We start from the raw sequence: 15,671 nt of genomic DNA on the forward strand, positions 1-15,671 counted from the left end.
CCCCGCCGGGTGGTGTGGCAGGGGAGCGGCCATTCGCCGCCCCCTATGCCGATTTCATATTTCCTGAAAGAAAGTGATTTTGATCATTTGATTACACAGGAAAATTTACCTGGGTAAACCCTGAACTTAAATATTTGACGCAGATCAAACCTTGTTCATTTACTTGATTGAACGAGGAACTTTTGATGAACAAGCTATCCAGTTTTGCGTCTGATTTCCGCTTCAACGCCAGCCTGTGCGGTGGCGCCGCCGTGCTGCTGAGCGCGTGCGGCGGCAGCACCAGCAACAACGGCAACAATCCGACCCAGGCCCCGCAGTTCGCCGCCGTCACCTACAACGGCGCACTGGCGCCGCTCGACCTGTATGTGTCGCCCAGCGGCGCCGACAGCAATGCGGGGACCCAGGCCGCGCCGTTCAAGACCATCGCCCGCGCCGCCCAGGCGGCCACGCCCGGCGTCACCATTCGCGTGCTTCCGGGCACTTACGCCGGGGGCTTTCGCACCACTGCCAGCGGTACCGCCGAAGCGCATATCCGCTATGTGTCCGAAGTGAAATGGGGCGCCAAAATCGTGCCGCCTGCCAACTCCGCCAGTACCTTCGCCTGGGACAACCGCGGCAGCCATGTCGACATCGACGGCTTCGAGGTCGATGGCAGCGCCGCCCAGGCCGGCGTCAAATGGCTGATCGGCCTGTACACCGCCGGCTCCTACAGCGCGCTGCGCAACAATCACGTGCATCACATCGCGCGTACGGTCCCCTGCGCCGGCAGTGGCGGCGGCATCGGCTCGGACAGCTATTACAAGGGCAGCGCCAACGATGTCAGTGCGAATGTCGTGCATGACGTCGGACCGGCCGCCTGCGCCAGCTATTTCGGCATCTTCATCAACACGGCCGGCAGCCGGGTGGATAACAACCTGGTGTACGCGGTCAGCGAAGCTGGCATTCGCTTGTGGCACGACGCCACGCGCAATGTGGTGGTCAACAACACCGTGTTTAACGCCAGCACGGGGATCGTGGTCAGCGGTGATGGCGGTTACAACGGCAGCGTGCCGAACGACAACACACGTGTCAGCAACAATATTCTTTACGACAATACGCGTTATGGCGTGCTGGAAGTCGGCTCGACTGGCGTTAACAATCGCTACAGCAACAACCTGGTTTTTCGTAACGGCACGCCATTCATGCTGAACAACGGCTTGCAGCCGGTCGCCACGGTGGCGGCCGAACCCCAGTTCGTGAACTACGTGCGCAGCGGCGGCGGCGACTATCGTCCGGCCGGCACATCGCCGGCAAACGGCGCGGCACTGATGGCGGACGCGCCCGCCACTGACCTCGACGGCAAGCCACGGACGGCGGAAACCGGTTTCGACATCGGCGCCTATCAGCATGCGGGCGGCACGACGCCAACCCCGACGCCAACCCCGACGCCAACCACGCCGCCAACCACGTACAATTATTACGTGGCGACCACCGGCTCGGACACCGCAAGCGGCACGTCGGCGGCGCCTTTCAAGACGATTGCGCGGGCGTCGCGCAGTGCGCTGCCCAGCACCACGATTCACGTGGCGGCGGGTACGTATCCGGGCGGCTTCAAGACCACGGTCAGCGGCACCGCTTCCGGGCGTATCTATTACGTGTCAAGCACCAAATGGGGCGCTAAAATCGTGCCCCCGGCGAACTCCTCAAACGATACCGCGTGGGACAACCGTGGAAACTATACCGACATCATCGGTTTCCATGTCGACGGCACCACGTCGCAGGGCGGCACCAAGTGGACTCACGGCATCTACAACGGCGGTTCTTACGACATGATCCGAGGTAACTGGATCCATCACATCGCCAAGACCGTTGCCTGTACCAGCGCGGGTGGCTCAGCCATCGGGGTGGACAGCTACTACCGCGGCGTCAAGTCCGATGTGGTCGGAAACCTCGTTCATGATATTGGACCAGCGGGCTGCCGATTCGTTCAGGGTATTTACGTCAGTACCTCGGGGACCGTCAAGAACAACGTGGTCTACCGCGTGGCGGAAGGGGCGATTCACCTCTGGCATGATGCGAACAATGTGATCATCACCAACAACACGGTGACCGCATCGAACACCGGCATCATTGTCGGCGGTGGCGACTACTACCACACCACCGGCCCCAACAACGACACCATCGTCGCCAACAACATCGTGTACGACAATGCGATGGGCATTTCGGAGCAGGGCCAGACGGGCACGCGCAACCGCTACACGAACAACCTCGTGTTCCAGAACTCGACGTACAACTTCAGACTCAAGAACGGACTGACGCACAGCGCTACCGTGAGCGCCGATCCGCAATTGCTCGCCTACACGCGCACGGGTACGCCGGACCTGCACCTGCGGCCGACATCCCCTGCCATCGGGAAAGGCACGGCCACCAATGCACCGCCGAGCGATTTCGACGGCAAGCCGCGCAATGCGGACACTGGCTACGACATGGGGGCGTACCAGCACTGACCGGCTTGTGGCTGGTGTCAAAGGGGCACGTGTCATCGTCGTTAAGATGGTGGCATGGACCTCCCCGACGATCATTCCCCGGAACAGCAACGCATCCGTTCCATCTACCGCGATTGGCTGGCCGACGAGCGCATCGCCGCGTACGCCTGGCACCGGGCCGACATCATCGAACAGGATGCGGCACGGCGGCGCGTGGCCGGCACCTTGCTCGCGCAGACGCTGGGGCCTGACCTTGGCAAGCTGCGCGTGGTCGATGTCGGCTGTGGCACGGGCGGCTTTCTGCGGCAACTGGTCGACCGGGGCGCCGACCCCTGCAGGCTGGCCGGCACGGAGTACCAGGAGCAGCGGCTGGTGCTGGCGCGCATGCGCAGCGCACCGGGCATTCGCTGGCACCTGGGCGACCTCGACTTTGCCGCACCGGGCAGCTTCGACCTGGCGGTGGCGAATACTGTCTTTTCATCGATCCTCGCGCCGCACGCAAGGGCGGCGCTGGCAAGCGATATGTGGCGTAGCGTGGCGCCCGGCGGCTGGTGCATGCTGTTCGACTTCCGCTACAACAACCCTCGCAATCCCAATGTGCGCCGGGTGACGCGTGACGAGCTGCGCCAGATGTGGCCGGCTGCGGAGAGCCGCTATCGCAGCCTGCTGCTGGCGCCGCCGATCGCGCGGCGGCTGGCGCGCGCACCGCGCATCGTGGCCGAGCTGCTTGCCACGCTGGCGCCGCCGCTGCGCTCGCACTTCATCTACATGGCGCACAAGCCGGCCTGACGGCGTTCGCCGGATCGTACCCCCGCCGCATCGGGGTCCCGACGACCGGACCCCGCCAGCGTGCTTCATGCCGGCGTGACGGGCCAGTTGGCGCCACCGCTGCGCTCGCACTTCATCGACATGGCAGGCAAGCCAGCCTGACGGCGTTCGCCGGATCGTCCCCCCGCCGCATCGGGGTCTCGCCGACCGGACCCCGCCAGCGTGTGTCATGCTGGCATGACAAACCAGTTGGCGCTGCCGCTGCGCTCGGACTTCATCTACATGGCGCACAAGCCGACCTGACGATGTGCGCCGGATCGTATGTCCACAGCATCGGACTCCCGCCGACCGGACCTGCCGGCGCGCCTCATGCCGGCACTGACGGGGTAGTTGGCGCCGCCGCTGCGCCCGCAACTCATCCGCATGGCGAGCAAGCTTCCTGGCGATGTCCGCGTGAGTGTACGCCCGCCGCATCGGCGTCCAGATGGCCGGATGCTGACCACGCCTCATGTCGACACGTACCGGCCATTGGGCATGTGCGGGCTGCCGACGCATCGCTGCGCACCGGCAATCGAAGCCCACGCCGGAGCGTCGCACGCGTCGGCCCACGTCGCGCGGCCCGCCATCACGCTCCGTCGAACGTTGCGCGGCCCGCCGGCACGTTCCGTCGAACGTGGTGAGCCGGCTGAATCTCCCTCAGCGGGCTTTGCGTTCACTGCTTCGCAGGCGCGGTTCTCTGCGCGACAATCTCCTTTCCCATCAACAGGTTCCTTACCCAGCGCCGAACCGCATACGTACGCGCCTCGAACAGCAGGTAAAAACCGTACGCGCTGACGAGCACCGTGACCAGCATGCCTAGGTAAGCGCCGAGGTCGCCAAGGCTTTCAGCTTTCCAGTGACGGTGCCCGAACAGCGTTGTGCCAACATAGCCGATAATGCCCAGTACAGGAATGTGCACGACGTACAGCGTGAACGAAAAATTGGAAAAGAACACCGCTACCCGATGCACCGACGCAAGGAACCTTTGCTTCACAGGAAGCGGATTCACCGTACTCGACAAGAACAGCAAGAACAAGACGCTCAGCAGCAGATCTTGCGGGAACGACTCGACGCCCATATCGTCGTTACGACCATTTAGCCTGAAGACCACCGACGCGATCGTCAGCACAAGCAGCATCATCATGCGCAGCGGCGTTCCGCACTCGATCCGCACGCGCGAGAACGCCGCACCCAGCAGCCAGATCGTGAAATACAGCACCATCTCGCCCGGCAGCAGGGCGCCCACGGCCAGCAATGCGCTTGCCGCCAGTGCCCGCCGTACGCCGGAACTGGCCGCCACGCACATCAGCAGCAGCGGAAACATCACGTAGTACCACGTTTCGTTGGACAGGCTCCAGAGCGGGAAGTTCCCTCCGAATTCAGGGACGAGGACGGTTTGCAGGCCGACCAGATTGCCGGCCAGCGCAGTCGCCGAATAGTCGTTTGCCGGCGCGAAATCCGGTGCACGCGGATCGATCACGCCGCTGACGATGCCGCTGGCCAGAATGAGCACGAAGGTGGGCAGCAGCACAGTCCACAGGCGCGTGGCGCGGTCGATCGCATACAGCCCGATGGCGTGCGGCTGGCCGAGCTTGTTGAGCAGGCTGCCGCCAACCAGCCAACCGCTGATCAGGAAAAATACCACCACGGCCTGGTGCGCAAAACCGGTCAGGAAAGCCAGTCCCTGGTACCACAAGGCCGGGTTTTCCAGCGTGCGCAGGCCAGGAAAGAATTCATTGCGCAGGTGGGCGGCGGTCACTTCGATGGCCGCCAGGCCGCGCAGCAGTGAAATAAGCAAGGAATGCCAGGAGTCTTCCCCCAGCTGGCTTTGCTTCAGAAAGCGGATGCTTGGCATCGGATGCGAGTTCATGGTGCGGTATCCCGGTTAAATTATTCGATTGAGAGCGGGTAGAGGCGCGCGTTGCCGGACAGCAGGCGCGCGGCGCGGATCATCCAGTAGCCCAGGTGCGCCGATTTCATCAGCCACGCCGCCGCGATCAGCGTCAGCAAGGCCCACAGCAAACCGTGCGGCGGCAGGGTGGACACGCTGGCGCCGCCAAGGCGGATGCTGCCCAGGCTGACCGCCGCGCCCAGCAGCGAGCCGGCCACGGCTTCCGCCACGCTGTGCTGGCCGTCCGCGACCAGCAGCGCGCCGACCAGTGCGCCAAGCGCCAGGCCGAGCGCGATCCCGGCGCGGCGCCAGCCTTCGGCGCGTCCGTGCAGCAGCATCCAGAACAGCATCGGAAACAGCGCGCCCGCGCCCGCGGCATGTCCGCTGAGCGCCTTGAAGTTGAGCGCCGGCACGCCGCCGCCCCAGCCGAGAAAGACGATCTTGCTGGCGCCGACCAGGGCCAGCCCGCTGCCCAGCAGCACGCCCCAGCAACACGCCATGCGCCACGCGCGCGCGGCCAGCAGCCAGGCGAACAGGGCGGCGCCGAGGGCGATGGCCAGGCGCGGATCGCCAAGGTGCAGCAGGGGCATGAGCATGTTCATGGCAGTGTCGCTAGCGCGCCAGCGCGGCCAGGGTGTTGAAAATAATGCGCAGGTCGGTCCAGAACCCGCGCTCGCGCACATAGCGTACGTTGTAGTCGAGCTTGGCGGGCAGGATGATGTCCAGGTAGGCCCGTTCCGGATCGGCGCTGCGGCCGAGAATGGCGTTTTCGTCCTTGTAGCAGATCGATGCCCAGTCCGTGATGCCCGGCGCGACCGAGAGCACGATGGCGCGCACCTCGGGCGGATAGCAGGCGACGTAGCGCGCCACTTCGGGACGCGGCCCGACCAGGCTCATGCTGCCCTGGAGGACGTTGATCAGCTGTGGCAATTCGTCGATCTTATAGCGCCGCAAAAAGGTGCCGATGCGGGTGATGCGCGCATCCGCGCCCACGGTGAGCTGGGCGCCGTGGCCGCAGTCGGCGCGCATGGTACGGAATTTGATGATGTCGAACAGCACGCCGTGACGGCCGACGCGTTGTTGACGGAACCAAGCCGGCCCTGGCGAGTCCAATCGAATACAGGCAGCGACGATGGCAAACAGCGGGGCCAGCACCAGCAGCCCGGCCAGCGCCGCCACGATGTCGAAAAGGCGCTTGCTCATGTCAGCAACTCGCTCAGGGTAGCGATGACGCGTTGCTGGTCGGCGTCGCTCATGCGCGTGTACAGGGGCAGGGACAGCATGCAGCCGAAGCTGGCCTCCGCCACGGGAAACTGTTCCGGACGCAGGCCGCAGCTATCGCGCCAGAACGGATGGCGGTGCAGTGGAATGAAATGCACGCTGGTACCGATGCCGAGCTCGGAGAGGCGCGCGATCAGTTCATCGCGGCCGAGCCTGGCACCTGGTTCCAGCCGCACCACGTACAGGTGCCAGGCGTGGCTGCTGCCCGGCCCGGGTACCGGCGGCAAGCGCAGCGGCAAGCCTTGCAGGCCGGTGGCGTAGGCCTGCGCCAGTTGTTGGCGTCGCAACAGGAAGCGGTCGATCTTGCGCAATTGCTCGATGCCCATGGCGGAGGCGAGATCGGTCAGGTTGTACTTGAAGCCGGCCGCGACGACATCGTAGAACCAGGCCGGCGTGCGCGAGGTGTAGCGGTCGAAGGCGTCCTGGCTGATGCCGTGGATGCGCATCAGGCGTACGCGGCGCGCCAGGCTGGCGTCGCGCGTGACGACCATGCCGCCTTCGCCGGTGGTCATGGTTTTGTTGGCGTAGAAACTGAAGACGGTGGCGTCGCTCGCCAGGGTGCCGACCAGGCGGCCCTTGTAGCGCGTCGGGAAGGCGTGCGCGGCGTCTTCGACGATGTTGAGCTGGTAGGCGGCGGCCAGGGCCAGCACGCCGTCCATGTCGCAGGCCAGGCCGGCGTAATGCACGGGAATGATGGCGCGCGTGCGTGGCCCGATCGCGGCCTCGACCGCTGCCAGGTCGAGGTTCAGGGTCTCCGGGTCGGCGTCGACCAGGACCGGGTGCGCGCCGAGATAGTGCACCACTTCGGCGGTGGCGGTAAAGGTCAGGGTCGGCACGATGACTTCGTCGCCGGGACCGATGCCGAGCGCTTCCAGCGCCAGATGCAGGCCGGCGGTCGCCGAGTTGACGGAGATCGCTTCCACGCCGCCCCCGAGGTAGGCGGCGAAGTCGTGTTCGAACTGGCGCGTGCGCGGGCCGGTGGTGACCCAGCCCGAGCGCAGGCAGTCGACCACGGCGGCGATTTCCTCGTCGCCGATGTCGGGCAGGGCGAAAGGGAGAAAGGGAGGTGCGGCGGACAGGGCCGGGCTCGGCTTGGGTGTCAGGTCTTCAGGCATGATGGGTGCTCCGTGAAGTTGATAGTCGCGTGCGGGCGCGCCGCGCGTAAATTTTTATAGGAGGGACGGCAAGCGTGGCTATCGATTCCGCATTCTCCAGCGTCACCCCCGCGCTGGCGGGGGCCCAGGTTGGCTTGACAGCCGGCGATGGCGCGACACCGAGCGCATCGGCGCGATGATTCCCCGGTGCGGCTCGTGTGGCCGTTGATACGGCATCCCCCAGCGTCGCCCCCGCGCAGGCGGCGGCCCGAGTTGCCTTGACAGCCGGCGACGGAACGACACCGCGCACACCGTCGCGACGACTCCCCGGGGCGGGTCCTGCCGGCAAGGTTGCACCCGCCTGTGGCATCAGCGAGCGGGCCAACGCCACTGCGTGGACAAGGCCGGCGCGCGCGCCCGCAACGGACATCGCTGCTCCGTCATGTGCCGGCCGCTGGGAATGAACGGTATGCTTCATGCGCACGCCTGCAAAAAGCGCCGGCCCAGCACCGGATAGCTCAGGTTGGCCAGCGCATACGCGCGGCCACGTTGCCCCGCCGCCTCTCGCTCGTGCTGGTTGAGCGTGAACAGGGCCAGCAGGCCATGGACGACGGCGGCCGGGTCCTGCGGCGCCACGGTCAGGCCGCAACGCGCTTCGGCCACCGGATCGTTGCCGGCCTCGACCGAATGCAGGATGGGCCGCCCAGCCATCATGTAGTCGATCAGTTTGTTGGGGGCGATGCCATACCGGTACAGGCGCTGGCGCTGCCAGCCGATGTAGGCGACGTCGAAGCAGGCCAGCAAGGCCGGCACCTGTTGCTTGGGCACCGGATCGAGAAAATGGACATTGTGCAAGCCCCGTTCGCGGGCCAGTTGCATCAGCCGGGACTTGGCGGGGCCGCCACCGGCCAGTACGAAGGCAATGCGCTGGTCGGCCACCAGGGCGGCGGCGTCGAGCAGGGTGTCGAGGGCATTGGCGACACCGTGCGTGCCGGCATAGCCGACGATGAATCTGCCTTCGCGCCGCAACGTTGCCAGGACGGCGCCAGCCTGCCCGGCAAGCGCAGGTGGCGCGCACAGCCATTCGGCCGGGTCGGCGCCGTTCGGCACGATATGCAGTTTATGCGGCGCCATGCCGTGCGCTTCCAGATGGTCGCGTACCTTGGGCAGGATCGAGACGATGGCGCAGGCATGGCGGCAGGCATAGTTTTCGGCGGCCTGTAACAACATGATGAAAGGATGCCAGCGGGAATAGCCGCCCAGTTCGATAGGTGAAAGCGGCCACAGGTCATGCAGCTCGAACAGCAGGCGCGCGCCGGCCAGGCGGGCAATGCGGTGCGCCGGCCAGATATCGAGCGGATAGGTGCTTGAGGCAATGACGACGTCGGGCGCCATCTCGGCGGCGAGCCGGGACGCATGCCATTGCAGGTAGCTGACGAAGGCCAGCATATTGAGCACGCGCGCCGCGCCGTTGCCGCGGTAGGCCGGGGTGGCGACCCAGCGGTAGCCGACCCCGTCGATGGTTTCGTCGAGCTGCGTGCGGCCGTGCAGTTGCGGCGCCTGGGCCCGGATGTGCGAGCGGGCCGAGGCGATGATGCGCACCGTGTGGCCCAGCCGTACCCATTCGCGCGCCAGGTAAAAGGGGCGGTATTCCATGCCGTGCCGAACCGAGCCGGCGTAGTGGTTGATGAGGAGAATATTCATGCTGGAAGCTCCTGCGGGCGGCGCGCGCTTACCATGTCAGCCCCTCGGCCAGGCGGCGCAGGTTGCAGCGCGTGGTGTCGCGCCAGTTGGTTTCCCACTGAACCGGATGGGTCAGCAGGCAGATGCTGCGGTAGCGCCCCAGCGCGGCGTGCGGGGACATCGGGTGGTACAGCTGCGGCGGCGGGCGGTCGCTGATATACAGGTCGAACTTGTCGAGCAAGGCGCTGTCATACGTTTCACAGGCAATGCCGCAGCGCGCGCGCAGGGCGTCATCGGCCAGGATTTCATTGTTGATGAGCTTGAGCCGGCGGTTGGCGAAGTCGCCGTGGCTGGCCACCGTGCGCAATTTGATGCCGAGTCCCTCTTCGATGCGGCGCAGGTTGGCGGCGAATTCCTCGCGGATGGCGGGCAGGTGGCGCCGCACTTCATCGGCATCCTTGATGTGCTGCCGTTTGGCGAAGGTGGCGATTTCCTCGAAGTGGTAGCTCGCTTCGCTGCCATAGTCTTCGATGGCGCGCATGAGGCCAAAGTCGAGCGTCGACAGGCGGAAGTAATAGCTCGACCGTACCCCGTGCCGCACTTCGCGCGCGAACATCCTGGCCGCCGTGCGCAGGTCGCTGTCGATGTCGTGCCGGTGCACGATGGTGGGCGCGCGCCCCTGCGCCGGCGGTGGGAGCAGGAAGTCGCGCACCGACACTTGCGCGTAGCCGTGCCCGGCGGCGTCGCGCAGCAGGGCCTCGTACTCGGGCAGGCGCGACGGCATCAGGTAGTCGCTGTACAGGCGTCGGAAAAGGCGTTTCATCGGAGGTGGTAGAGCGCGCGATGGGGGGTGAAACCGAGCATGGTCTTGAACTGGCGCAGCCCGGGCAAGGCGCCGAAGTAGGTGTCGTACATCAGGTAGTGCGCCAGGCCCTGGTCGATCAGGCCGGCCGCGATGTCCCCCACCAGCAAATGCATGATGCCGTCGTTGTTGCGGTAACCCATGAGCTGCTCGAAGGCATGGAAGTTGCCGTAGCGCCCAAGGTTGGCATAGGCCACCAGCTTGCCGTCGGCATCCAGCACGCCGTAATAGCTGAAGTTGCTCAGCTTGTCGTAGCAGTGCTGTTTTTCCAGGTAGTGCTGGTCCATGGGACGCCCCTGGCGCGCCTCGACCGAGGTATTGATGGCGAAGATGGCATCCACATGGTCGTTGCGGTCGATCCTGGTCACGCTGTAGCCGCGCGCGCGCGCGCGCCTGATGTGATGGGCGCCCCCGTTCCTGCCTTTGATGCTGTCGAGATAGTCGGCGTCTCCCTGGAAACGCTGCAGGTCGATCAGCGCGGCGCCCCAGCTCTTGTGCTGGATGATTTTGTAGCGTGGATGGCGCTTGGTGTAATAGCGGTAGGTCGAGCGCACATTCACGGGTGCGATGGCCAGGTCGAAATACAAATGCGCGACAGGAAGCCGCAGCAATTGCCTGAAGGTGGAAACATGGTCCGATACGGTGGCGAGTAAGCTGTTCATTGGGCGTTCATCGCGGCATGAAACCGCCTTTTCTTGTTTGTCAAAATAAATAGGGGACGCATTGGCAGCTGCGCCTGCGGGCCGGAAAAGGTTCGGGCTTTTCTTACTGTAGCCAGATGAATCGACGGCTGTTTGAAGTGGCGTAAATCGATACGGGGCAAGCGCGGTGTTTTGTTATCAATCAGGGTCGCCGCATCATTTCATTTCGGTGGAGATACGAATATCGGCCGCTATATGCCGTGGCTGCCGGCAAGCCGCCGCTGGCCGGCCGCTGCTTGCACATCCTGATACAGCTGGATCAGTTTTTCCGATTCGGCCGGCCAGTTATATTTCTCGAGAATCGCGCGGCGGCCATTGCGTCCCATGCGCCGGGCAATCTGCGGATTGCGTACGAAATAATCGATGGCGGCGGCAATCGCGGCCGGGTCGAGCGGATCGACGCACACGCCGCATTGATGATTTTGAATAATCGCGCGCCACAGGGGAATATCGGAAGCGATCACGGGAATGCCAGCCGCCATGTATTCGAACATCTTGACCGGCAGGGCGTCGAGGTAATTGGGTTCCGGGTGTAGCGTCACCAGGCCGGCCAGGGCGCGCGCCATCACGGCGCGCACGCCCTCGCGGTCCAGATGGCCGGGACGGTTCAGGCGCTGCCAGCCGGGCAGCGCGCTCAGGGCGTTTTCCAGCGCCACCTCGGAAAAGCGCCCGGCCAGCGTGATGCGGGCGGGCGATTGCAACAAGTGCGCCGCCTCGACCAGTTCGCCGATGCCGCGCAGGGCCGACAGGCTGCCGACGTAACACACTTCCTGGCGTTTCTCGCGCCAGGGGGCGTCGGCGTCGAATTCGCCGGGCAGGGGGTAGTTGTTGACATCGACCGTGTTTGGGTTGATCCGCAAGAACTTGTCTCTGATAAACGGTGTCGCCGCGACAATCGCATCGAAACGGCGGCAAGCGTGGCGTTCGGCGACGGCGCAGGCGGCGGCCAGCAGGCGGCGCAGGAGTGGCGTGAGGTAGGGCTTGCCCAGCAATTGCAGCGGCAAGTCTTCGTGGGCGTCGAAAATGACAATTTTGCCGAGCCGCTTGAGGCGCAGTCCGGCGGGAATCAATTCCGGATCATGCAGGTGGTAGATATCGGCATCGATCTGGCGCGCGCGCCGCAAGACGCGGCGCGTGCTGGCCAGCATGCGTCCCACCCGTCCCGGGCTGTGCCCGACGTCGCTGATGTGGACGCCGCTGTCGTGCTCGTCCCCGAGGCCGTCGGCCACGACCAGGGTGACCCTATATCCTTGCCGCGCCAGGGTCCGGCATTGCTTGACGAAGATCCGGGTGTCGCGGCGCGGATGGGCCGATGTCAGATGGGCGATTGAGAGCATGTGTCATTCCATACCGGTAGGATGAGTACGCCGCCATGGTGGCGCCGATGAGCATGTCGGTAAAATAGTGGGAGGTAATCAGGAGCAGCACCGTGATGCAGCACAGCGAGAATCCCAGGATGAATGCGCTGTCGCGCTGGCGCGAAAAATATCCTTTGAAAAACATGGGAATCGCGGGCACGATCAAGATGCCCAGCACGAACAGGAATCCGGCCATGCCGGTATCGACCCAGGCGGAGAGCACATTATGCGCATACAGGCCGGGTGAATAACTGGCGTAATCGCCGAAAATGGGAAACTGGGCGATCGAATTGAGCGCATATTCGCTCAGATGATGACGCTTGTTGGCCGAGGTCGATTGTGACAGGTCAAGCAGCTCCAATACCCGGTTGCTGGGCAGCATGGATAACAGCTGGTCGAGGCTGGAATAAAGCAGGAGGCCCAGGACGATAAAGATGGCGGTCATGAACGATTTATGCCGCGTATGATAGAGCTCGATAATGGGAATCATGAACAGCATGGCGACAAATTCGCTGCGCGCGGTATTCACAAACAGGGTAGGCGCGGCCAGGCAGTATAGAAAAATGCGCAGCGGCCCGGAGCGGGTATAGGCAATCGCCGCCGCGAAGGTAAACAAATACGAACGCGAAAACCCCTGGTAGGATGCAAGGCTCTCGGGATTCTTGGCGGTGCCGAGCGGCGCCAGGTAAAACGAGCCATCGACCGCGTAGGCAAACACGATGGCCGACATGGCCAGCAAGCTCCCCAGCGCCATCTGGCGAAAGCGCCGCTCGTCCAGGTCGCACAGGCGGAAGGCAAAGAACACGTTCACTATGAAGATGATGCTCAGTACATGATTGGTGACGATCACGATATTTGCGCCCGCCACGGCGTTCACGCCGACGATCAAGGCGAAATACGCCAGGTACAGGAAGAACGCGATATCGCTCTTGCCGAGATAATTCGTATCGCGCCGGACTTTGCTGGCGTAGACGAAACACAGCATCGGCAAGAGCAGTAGCGAGACCGGCGCGAAATAGCCACCGAGCACGGCTGGAATCTTTCCCAGCCCGAGTGCGGTGTGATAGAAAAAGAAGCCGGGAAACAGCGCAAAGAAGGCCAGCATCCCGGCCCGATGTTCGCGTCCCGCCGTGTGCGCGATCGGCTTCATGCGGCCGCCATGCGGTTTTGCGCGCACTGGTACGACATGTGCAAGTAGACAAGATAGAGCAGGGAATAGCCGGCCGCGTACCACAGCACGCTTTGGCGCAAGCTGCCCGGCGCGGCAAACACCGACACGGTCATCGCGAACAGCGCCACCTGCCACACCAGGTCGACCTTTTGCTTGCCGGCGACAAAGAACACATAGCTCAGCGGGCTGGCGATGAAGTTGAGGAAGTACAGCGGCGCCAGGAGTTGCGCCAGCTCGCCGGCGGCGCGCCAGGTCTCGCCGAACGCAAAGGCGAACAGTGGCGGCGAAAACAGCAGCAGCACCAGCGAGGGGCCGATTCCCAGCAGCGCCAGCGCCTTGAAGGTGTAGCGGTAGGCATCGCGGCAATTGCCGTGGGCCTGGAAGTCGAGCACCGACTGGCGCTTGAACACTTCCAGCACGGACGCGGCCAGCAGCGCAATCGGCGCCCCCAGCACGCGCTGGGTGAGGGCGAACAGGCCGGCCGCCAGGGCGCCATGACGGGCGCCGATCATCAGCAGCGGCAATTGTCCGACGATGACGTTGAGCAAGTTCGACGGCAGCGAGAAGCGCCAGAACTTGTCGTGGCGGCGCAGGTAGCGGCGCTGGCCGTCGTCAAGGCGCCAGCCGGGCCATGCCTGCGGCGGCGCCAGCAGCAGCATGGCGGCCAGCAATCCCGCCGCCAGCCCGATCAGCTGGCCGGCGACCAGGGCCACGCCGCCCACGCCCAGCGCCAGCAAGCCCACCTGCGCCAGCGCGATCACGCCGGCGCTCCAGATGCGCGCGCGGGCCGCCTTGCCGAAGGCATTGCGCGAGGTGGCGTAGGCGAGGGTGGTTTGCATGTAGGCCGTCATCCAGGTGGCCAGGCCGAGCGTCCATAGCGCCGGCCACGACAGATGGGCGGCGATGGGCAGCCCGAGCAGGCGCGCCAGCAGCGCGCAGCCGGTCAGCAGGATGGCGGTGACGCTGGCGCTGTAAGCCACCACCGAAAAGCAGGTGCGCTGGGCGGCGCTGTCGTGGTCGAGGATCATGGCCGCTTCCAGCCGCAGCGTGGCGCCGATGGCCGCCACCGCCACCATCCCCAGCCAGACGCTGAACGCGCCCACGTCGGCCGGCGTGCACAGGCGCGTGATGAGCGGCGCGGCCAGCAGCGGCAGGGCTTGCGCGCCCAGCGCACCGCCGAGCACGGTCATCACATTGCGCCAGTAGGCGGGCAGGCGCGCGCTCATGGCCGACTCCATGTCAATCCGGGCGGCACGCGGCCGTGTCGGCGCCCACCGCACGCAGCAGGGTGGCGCATACCTGGCCGATGCTGGCGTCGTCCAGGTAAGGCCCCATCGGCAGGCTGAGCACCCTGGCGGCCATGGCTTGCGCGACCGGCGCGCTGTCCGGGTCGCTCCAGCGCGCATAGGCGGGCTGCAGGTGCATGGGGACGGGATAATGCACGGCGCTCGGAATGCCGGCCTCGTGCAGCGCGGCGCGCACCCGCTCGCGTTCGTCCAGCACCACCGTGTACTGCGCAAACACGCTGCTGCGGTCGCGCGGACGCGCCACCAGGCCGATTTTCCCCGACAGCAGGGCGTCGTAGCTGGCGGCGGCGCGCGCGCGCTGCTTCAGTTCCCAGTCGAAATGGTCAAGCTTGGCCAGCACGATTGCGCATTGCAAGGTATCCATGCGGCCGCCGACGCCAATGCGCGTGTGCACATAGCGCTGCGACTGGCCGTGCACGCGGATTTCGCGCATGGCCGTGGCCAGTTGCGCATCGCTGGTGAAGATGGCGCCGCCGTCGCCGTAGCAGCCGAGCGGCTTGCTGGGAAAAAAGCTGGTGCAGCCGATGGCCGACAGGTTGCAGCTGTGCTTGCCGCCATAGGTGGCGCCAAAGCTCTGGGCGGCATCTTCGATCACGCTCAAGCCGTGGCGGCGGGCAATCGCGTTGATCGCTTCCATGTCGGCCGGCTGGCCGTACAGCGATACCGGCATGATGGCGCGCGTGCGGCCCGTGATGTTTTCTTCGATCAGCGCAGGATCGATATTGCAGGTGGCCGGGTCGATGTCCACGAACACCGGGGTGGCCCCCAGCAGCACGATGGCCTCGGCCGTGGCGATGAAGGAAAACGGCGTGGTGATGACTTCGTCGCCGGGCTCGATGCCGAGCGCCATCAGCGCAATGAGCAGCGCTTCCGTGCCGGACGACACCGTGATGCAGTGGCGCGCGCCGGTAAACGCCGCCAGGCGCGCTTCGAGCTCCGCCACTTCGGGTCCCATGATGTACTGGCCGTGATCGAGCACGGCCTGGATGCGGGCGTTGATGTGCTCGCGGCCAGCCTGGTATTGCGCTTTGAGGTCGATGAATTCCATGAT

Annotated in this window: 13 protein-coding genes; 2 read left to right on the forward strand and 11 right to left on the reverse strand. The window is 65.0% G+C overall.

All coding sequences use genetic code 11. The features are described from left to right. The first annotated feature begins 185 nt into the window (after nt 1-185). Nucleotides 186-2,486 carry a DUF1565 domain-containing protein gene (locus PO883_RS09005; RefSeq protein WP_289309457.1) on the forward strand — a complete coding sequence of 767 codons (2,301 nt, stop codon included), beginning with the start codon at nt 186-188 and terminating at the stop codon, nt 2,484-2,486. Between the two features lie 54 nt (nt 2,487-2,540). Further along, complete coding sequence (locus tag PO883_RS09010; protein WP_289309458.1) at nt 2,541-3,254, forward strand: trans-aconitate 2-methyltransferase; 714 nt, start codon at nt 2,541-2,543, stop codon at nt 3,252-3,254. A 691-nt stretch (nt 3,255-3,945) separates the two neighbouring features. Here the strand turns inward: PO883_RS09010 and PO883_RS09015 are convergent. From PO883_RS09015 to PO883_RS09065, 11 genes are all read right to left on the reverse strand, one after another. Continuing rightward, nucleotides 3,946-5,142 carry an acyltransferase gene (locus PO883_RS09015; protein ID WP_289309459.1) on the reverse strand — a complete coding sequence of 399 codons (1,197 nt, stop codon included), beginning with the start codon at nt 5,140-5,142 and terminating at the stop codon, nt 3,946-3,948. Between the two features lie 20 nt (nt 5,143-5,162). Further along, nucleotides 5,163-5,765, reverse strand: coding sequence for a phosphatase PAP2 family protein (locus tag PO883_RS09020; protein ID WP_289309460.1), 603 nt, complete (start codon nt 5,763-5,765; stop codon nt 5,163-5,165). Nucleotides 5,766-5,775: 10 nt separating this feature from the next. Continuing rightward, nucleotides 5,776-6,366 (reverse strand): sugar transferase, encoded by a 591-nt coding sequence (locus PO883_RS09025; protein ID WP_289309461.1) that lies wholly within the window; start codon nt 6,364-6,366, stop codon nt 5,776-5,778. Beyond that, nucleotides 6,363-7,559, reverse strand: a complete 1,197-nt coding sequence (locus PO883_RS09030; protein WP_289309462.1) for a DegT/DnrJ/EryC1/StrS aminotransferase family protein — start codon at nt 7,557-7,559, stop codon at nt 6,363-6,365. Before PO883_RS09030 ends, PO883_RS09025 begins: the two co-directional genes overlap by 4 nt. A 453-nt stretch (nt 7,560-8,012) precedes the next feature. Further along, nucleotides 8,013-9,242 (reverse strand): glycosyltransferase family 4 protein, encoded by a 1,230-nt coding sequence (locus tag PO883_RS09035; protein ID WP_289309463.1) that lies wholly within the window; start codon nt 9,240-9,242, stop codon nt 8,013-8,015. A gap of 28 nt (nt 9,243-9,270) precedes the next feature. Beyond that, on the reverse strand, nt 9,271-10,044 hold the full coding sequence (locus PO883_RS09040; RefSeq protein ID WP_289309464.1) for a hypothetical protein: 774 nt from the start codon (nt 10,042-10,044) through the stop codon (nt 9,271-9,273). Continuing rightward, nucleotides 10,041-10,745 (reverse strand): hypothetical protein, encoded by a 705-nt coding sequence (locus tag PO883_RS09045; RefSeq protein WP_289309465.1) that lies wholly within the window; start codon nt 10,743-10,745, stop codon nt 10,041-10,043. Before PO883_RS09045 ends, PO883_RS09040 begins: the two co-directional genes overlap by 4 nt. A gap of 230 nt (nt 10,746-10,975) precedes the next feature. Further along, nucleotides 10,976-12,121: a glycosyltransferase family 4 protein gene (locus PO883_RS09050; protein ID WP_289309466.1), complete on the reverse strand. Its 1,146-nt coding sequence runs from the start codon at nt 12,119-12,121 to the stop codon at nt 10,976-10,978. After that, nucleotides 12,027-13,292 (reverse strand): hypothetical protein, encoded by a 1,266-nt coding sequence (locus PO883_RS09055; RefSeq protein ID WP_289309467.1) that lies wholly within the window; start codon nt 13,290-13,292, stop codon nt 12,027-12,029. The genes PO883_RS09050 and PO883_RS09055 overlap by 95 nt, the downstream gene beginning before the upstream one ends. Beyond that, complete coding sequence (locus PO883_RS09060; RefSeq protein ID WP_289309468.1) at nt 13,289-14,539, reverse strand: lipopolysaccharide biosynthesis protein; 1,251 nt, start codon at nt 14,537-14,539, stop codon at nt 13,289-13,291. The genes PO883_RS09055 and PO883_RS09060 overlap by 4 nt, the downstream gene beginning before the upstream one ends. Nucleotides 14,540-14,552: 13 nt before the next feature. Next, complete coding sequence (locus PO883_RS09065; protein ID WP_289309469.1) at nt 14,553-15,668, reverse strand: DegT/DnrJ/EryC1/StrS aminotransferase family protein; 1,116 nt, start codon at nt 15,666-15,668, stop codon at nt 14,553-14,555. Nucleotides 15,669-15,671 lie beyond the last annotated feature (3 nt).

This window comes from Massilia sp. DJPM01, assembly GCF_030348125.1.
Classification (GTDB): Bacteria; Pseudomonadota; Gammaproteobacteria; order Burkholderiales; family Burkholderiaceae_D; genus Telluria_A; species Telluria_A frigida.

Bases quoted from the DNA above. Each gene is read 5' to 3' on its own strand.
- PO883_RS09005 (WP_289309457.1), top strand. From the start codon at position 186: ATGAACAAGCTATCCAGTTTTGCGTCTGATTTCCGCTTCAACGCCAGC.
- PO883_RS09010 (WP_289309458.1), top strand. From the start codon at position 2,541: ATGGACCTCCCCGACGATCATTCCCCGGAACAGCAACGCATCCGTTCC.
- PO883_RS09015 (WP_289309459.1), bottom strand. From the start codon at position 5,142: ATGAACTCGCATCCGATGCCAAGCATCCGCTTTCTGAAGCAAAGCCAG.
- PO883_RS09020 (WP_289309460.1), bottom strand. From the start codon at position 5,765: ATGAACATGCTCATGCCCCTGCTGCACCTTGGCGATCCGCGCCTGGCC.
- PO883_RS09025 (WP_289309461.1), bottom strand. From the start codon at position 6,366: ATGAGCAAGCGCCTTTTCGACATCGTGGCGGCGCTGGCCGGGCTGCTG.
- PO883_RS09030 (WP_289309462.1), bottom strand. From the start codon at position 7,559: ATGCCTGAAGACCTGACACCCAAGCCGAGCCCGGCCCTGTCCGCCGCA.
- PO883_RS09035 (WP_289309463.1), bottom strand. From the start codon at position 9,242: ATGAATATTCTCCTCATCAACCACTACGCCGGCTCGGTTCGGCACGGC.
- PO883_RS09040 (WP_289309464.1), bottom strand. From the start codon at position 10,044: ATGAAACGCCTTTTCCGACGCCTGTACAGCGACTACCTGATGCCGTCG.
- PO883_RS09045 (WP_289309465.1), bottom strand. From the start codon at position 10,745: ATGAACAGCTTACTCGCCACCGTATCGGACCATGTTTCCACCTTCAGG.
- PO883_RS09050 (WP_289309466.1), bottom strand. From the start codon at position 12,121: ATGCTCTCAATCGCCCATCTGACATCGGCCCATCCGCGCCGCGACACC.
- PO883_RS09055 (WP_289309467.1), bottom strand. From the start codon at position 13,292: ATGAAGCCGATCGCGCACACGGCGGGACGCGAACATCGGGCCGGGATG.
- PO883_RS09060 (WP_289309468.1), bottom strand. From the start codon at position 14,539: ATGAGCGCGCGCCTGCCCGCCTACTGGCGCAATGTGATGACCGTGCTC.
- PO883_RS09065 (WP_289309469.1), bottom strand. From the start codon at position 15,668: ATGGAATTCATCGACCTCAAAGCGCAATACCAGGCTGGCCGCGAGCAC.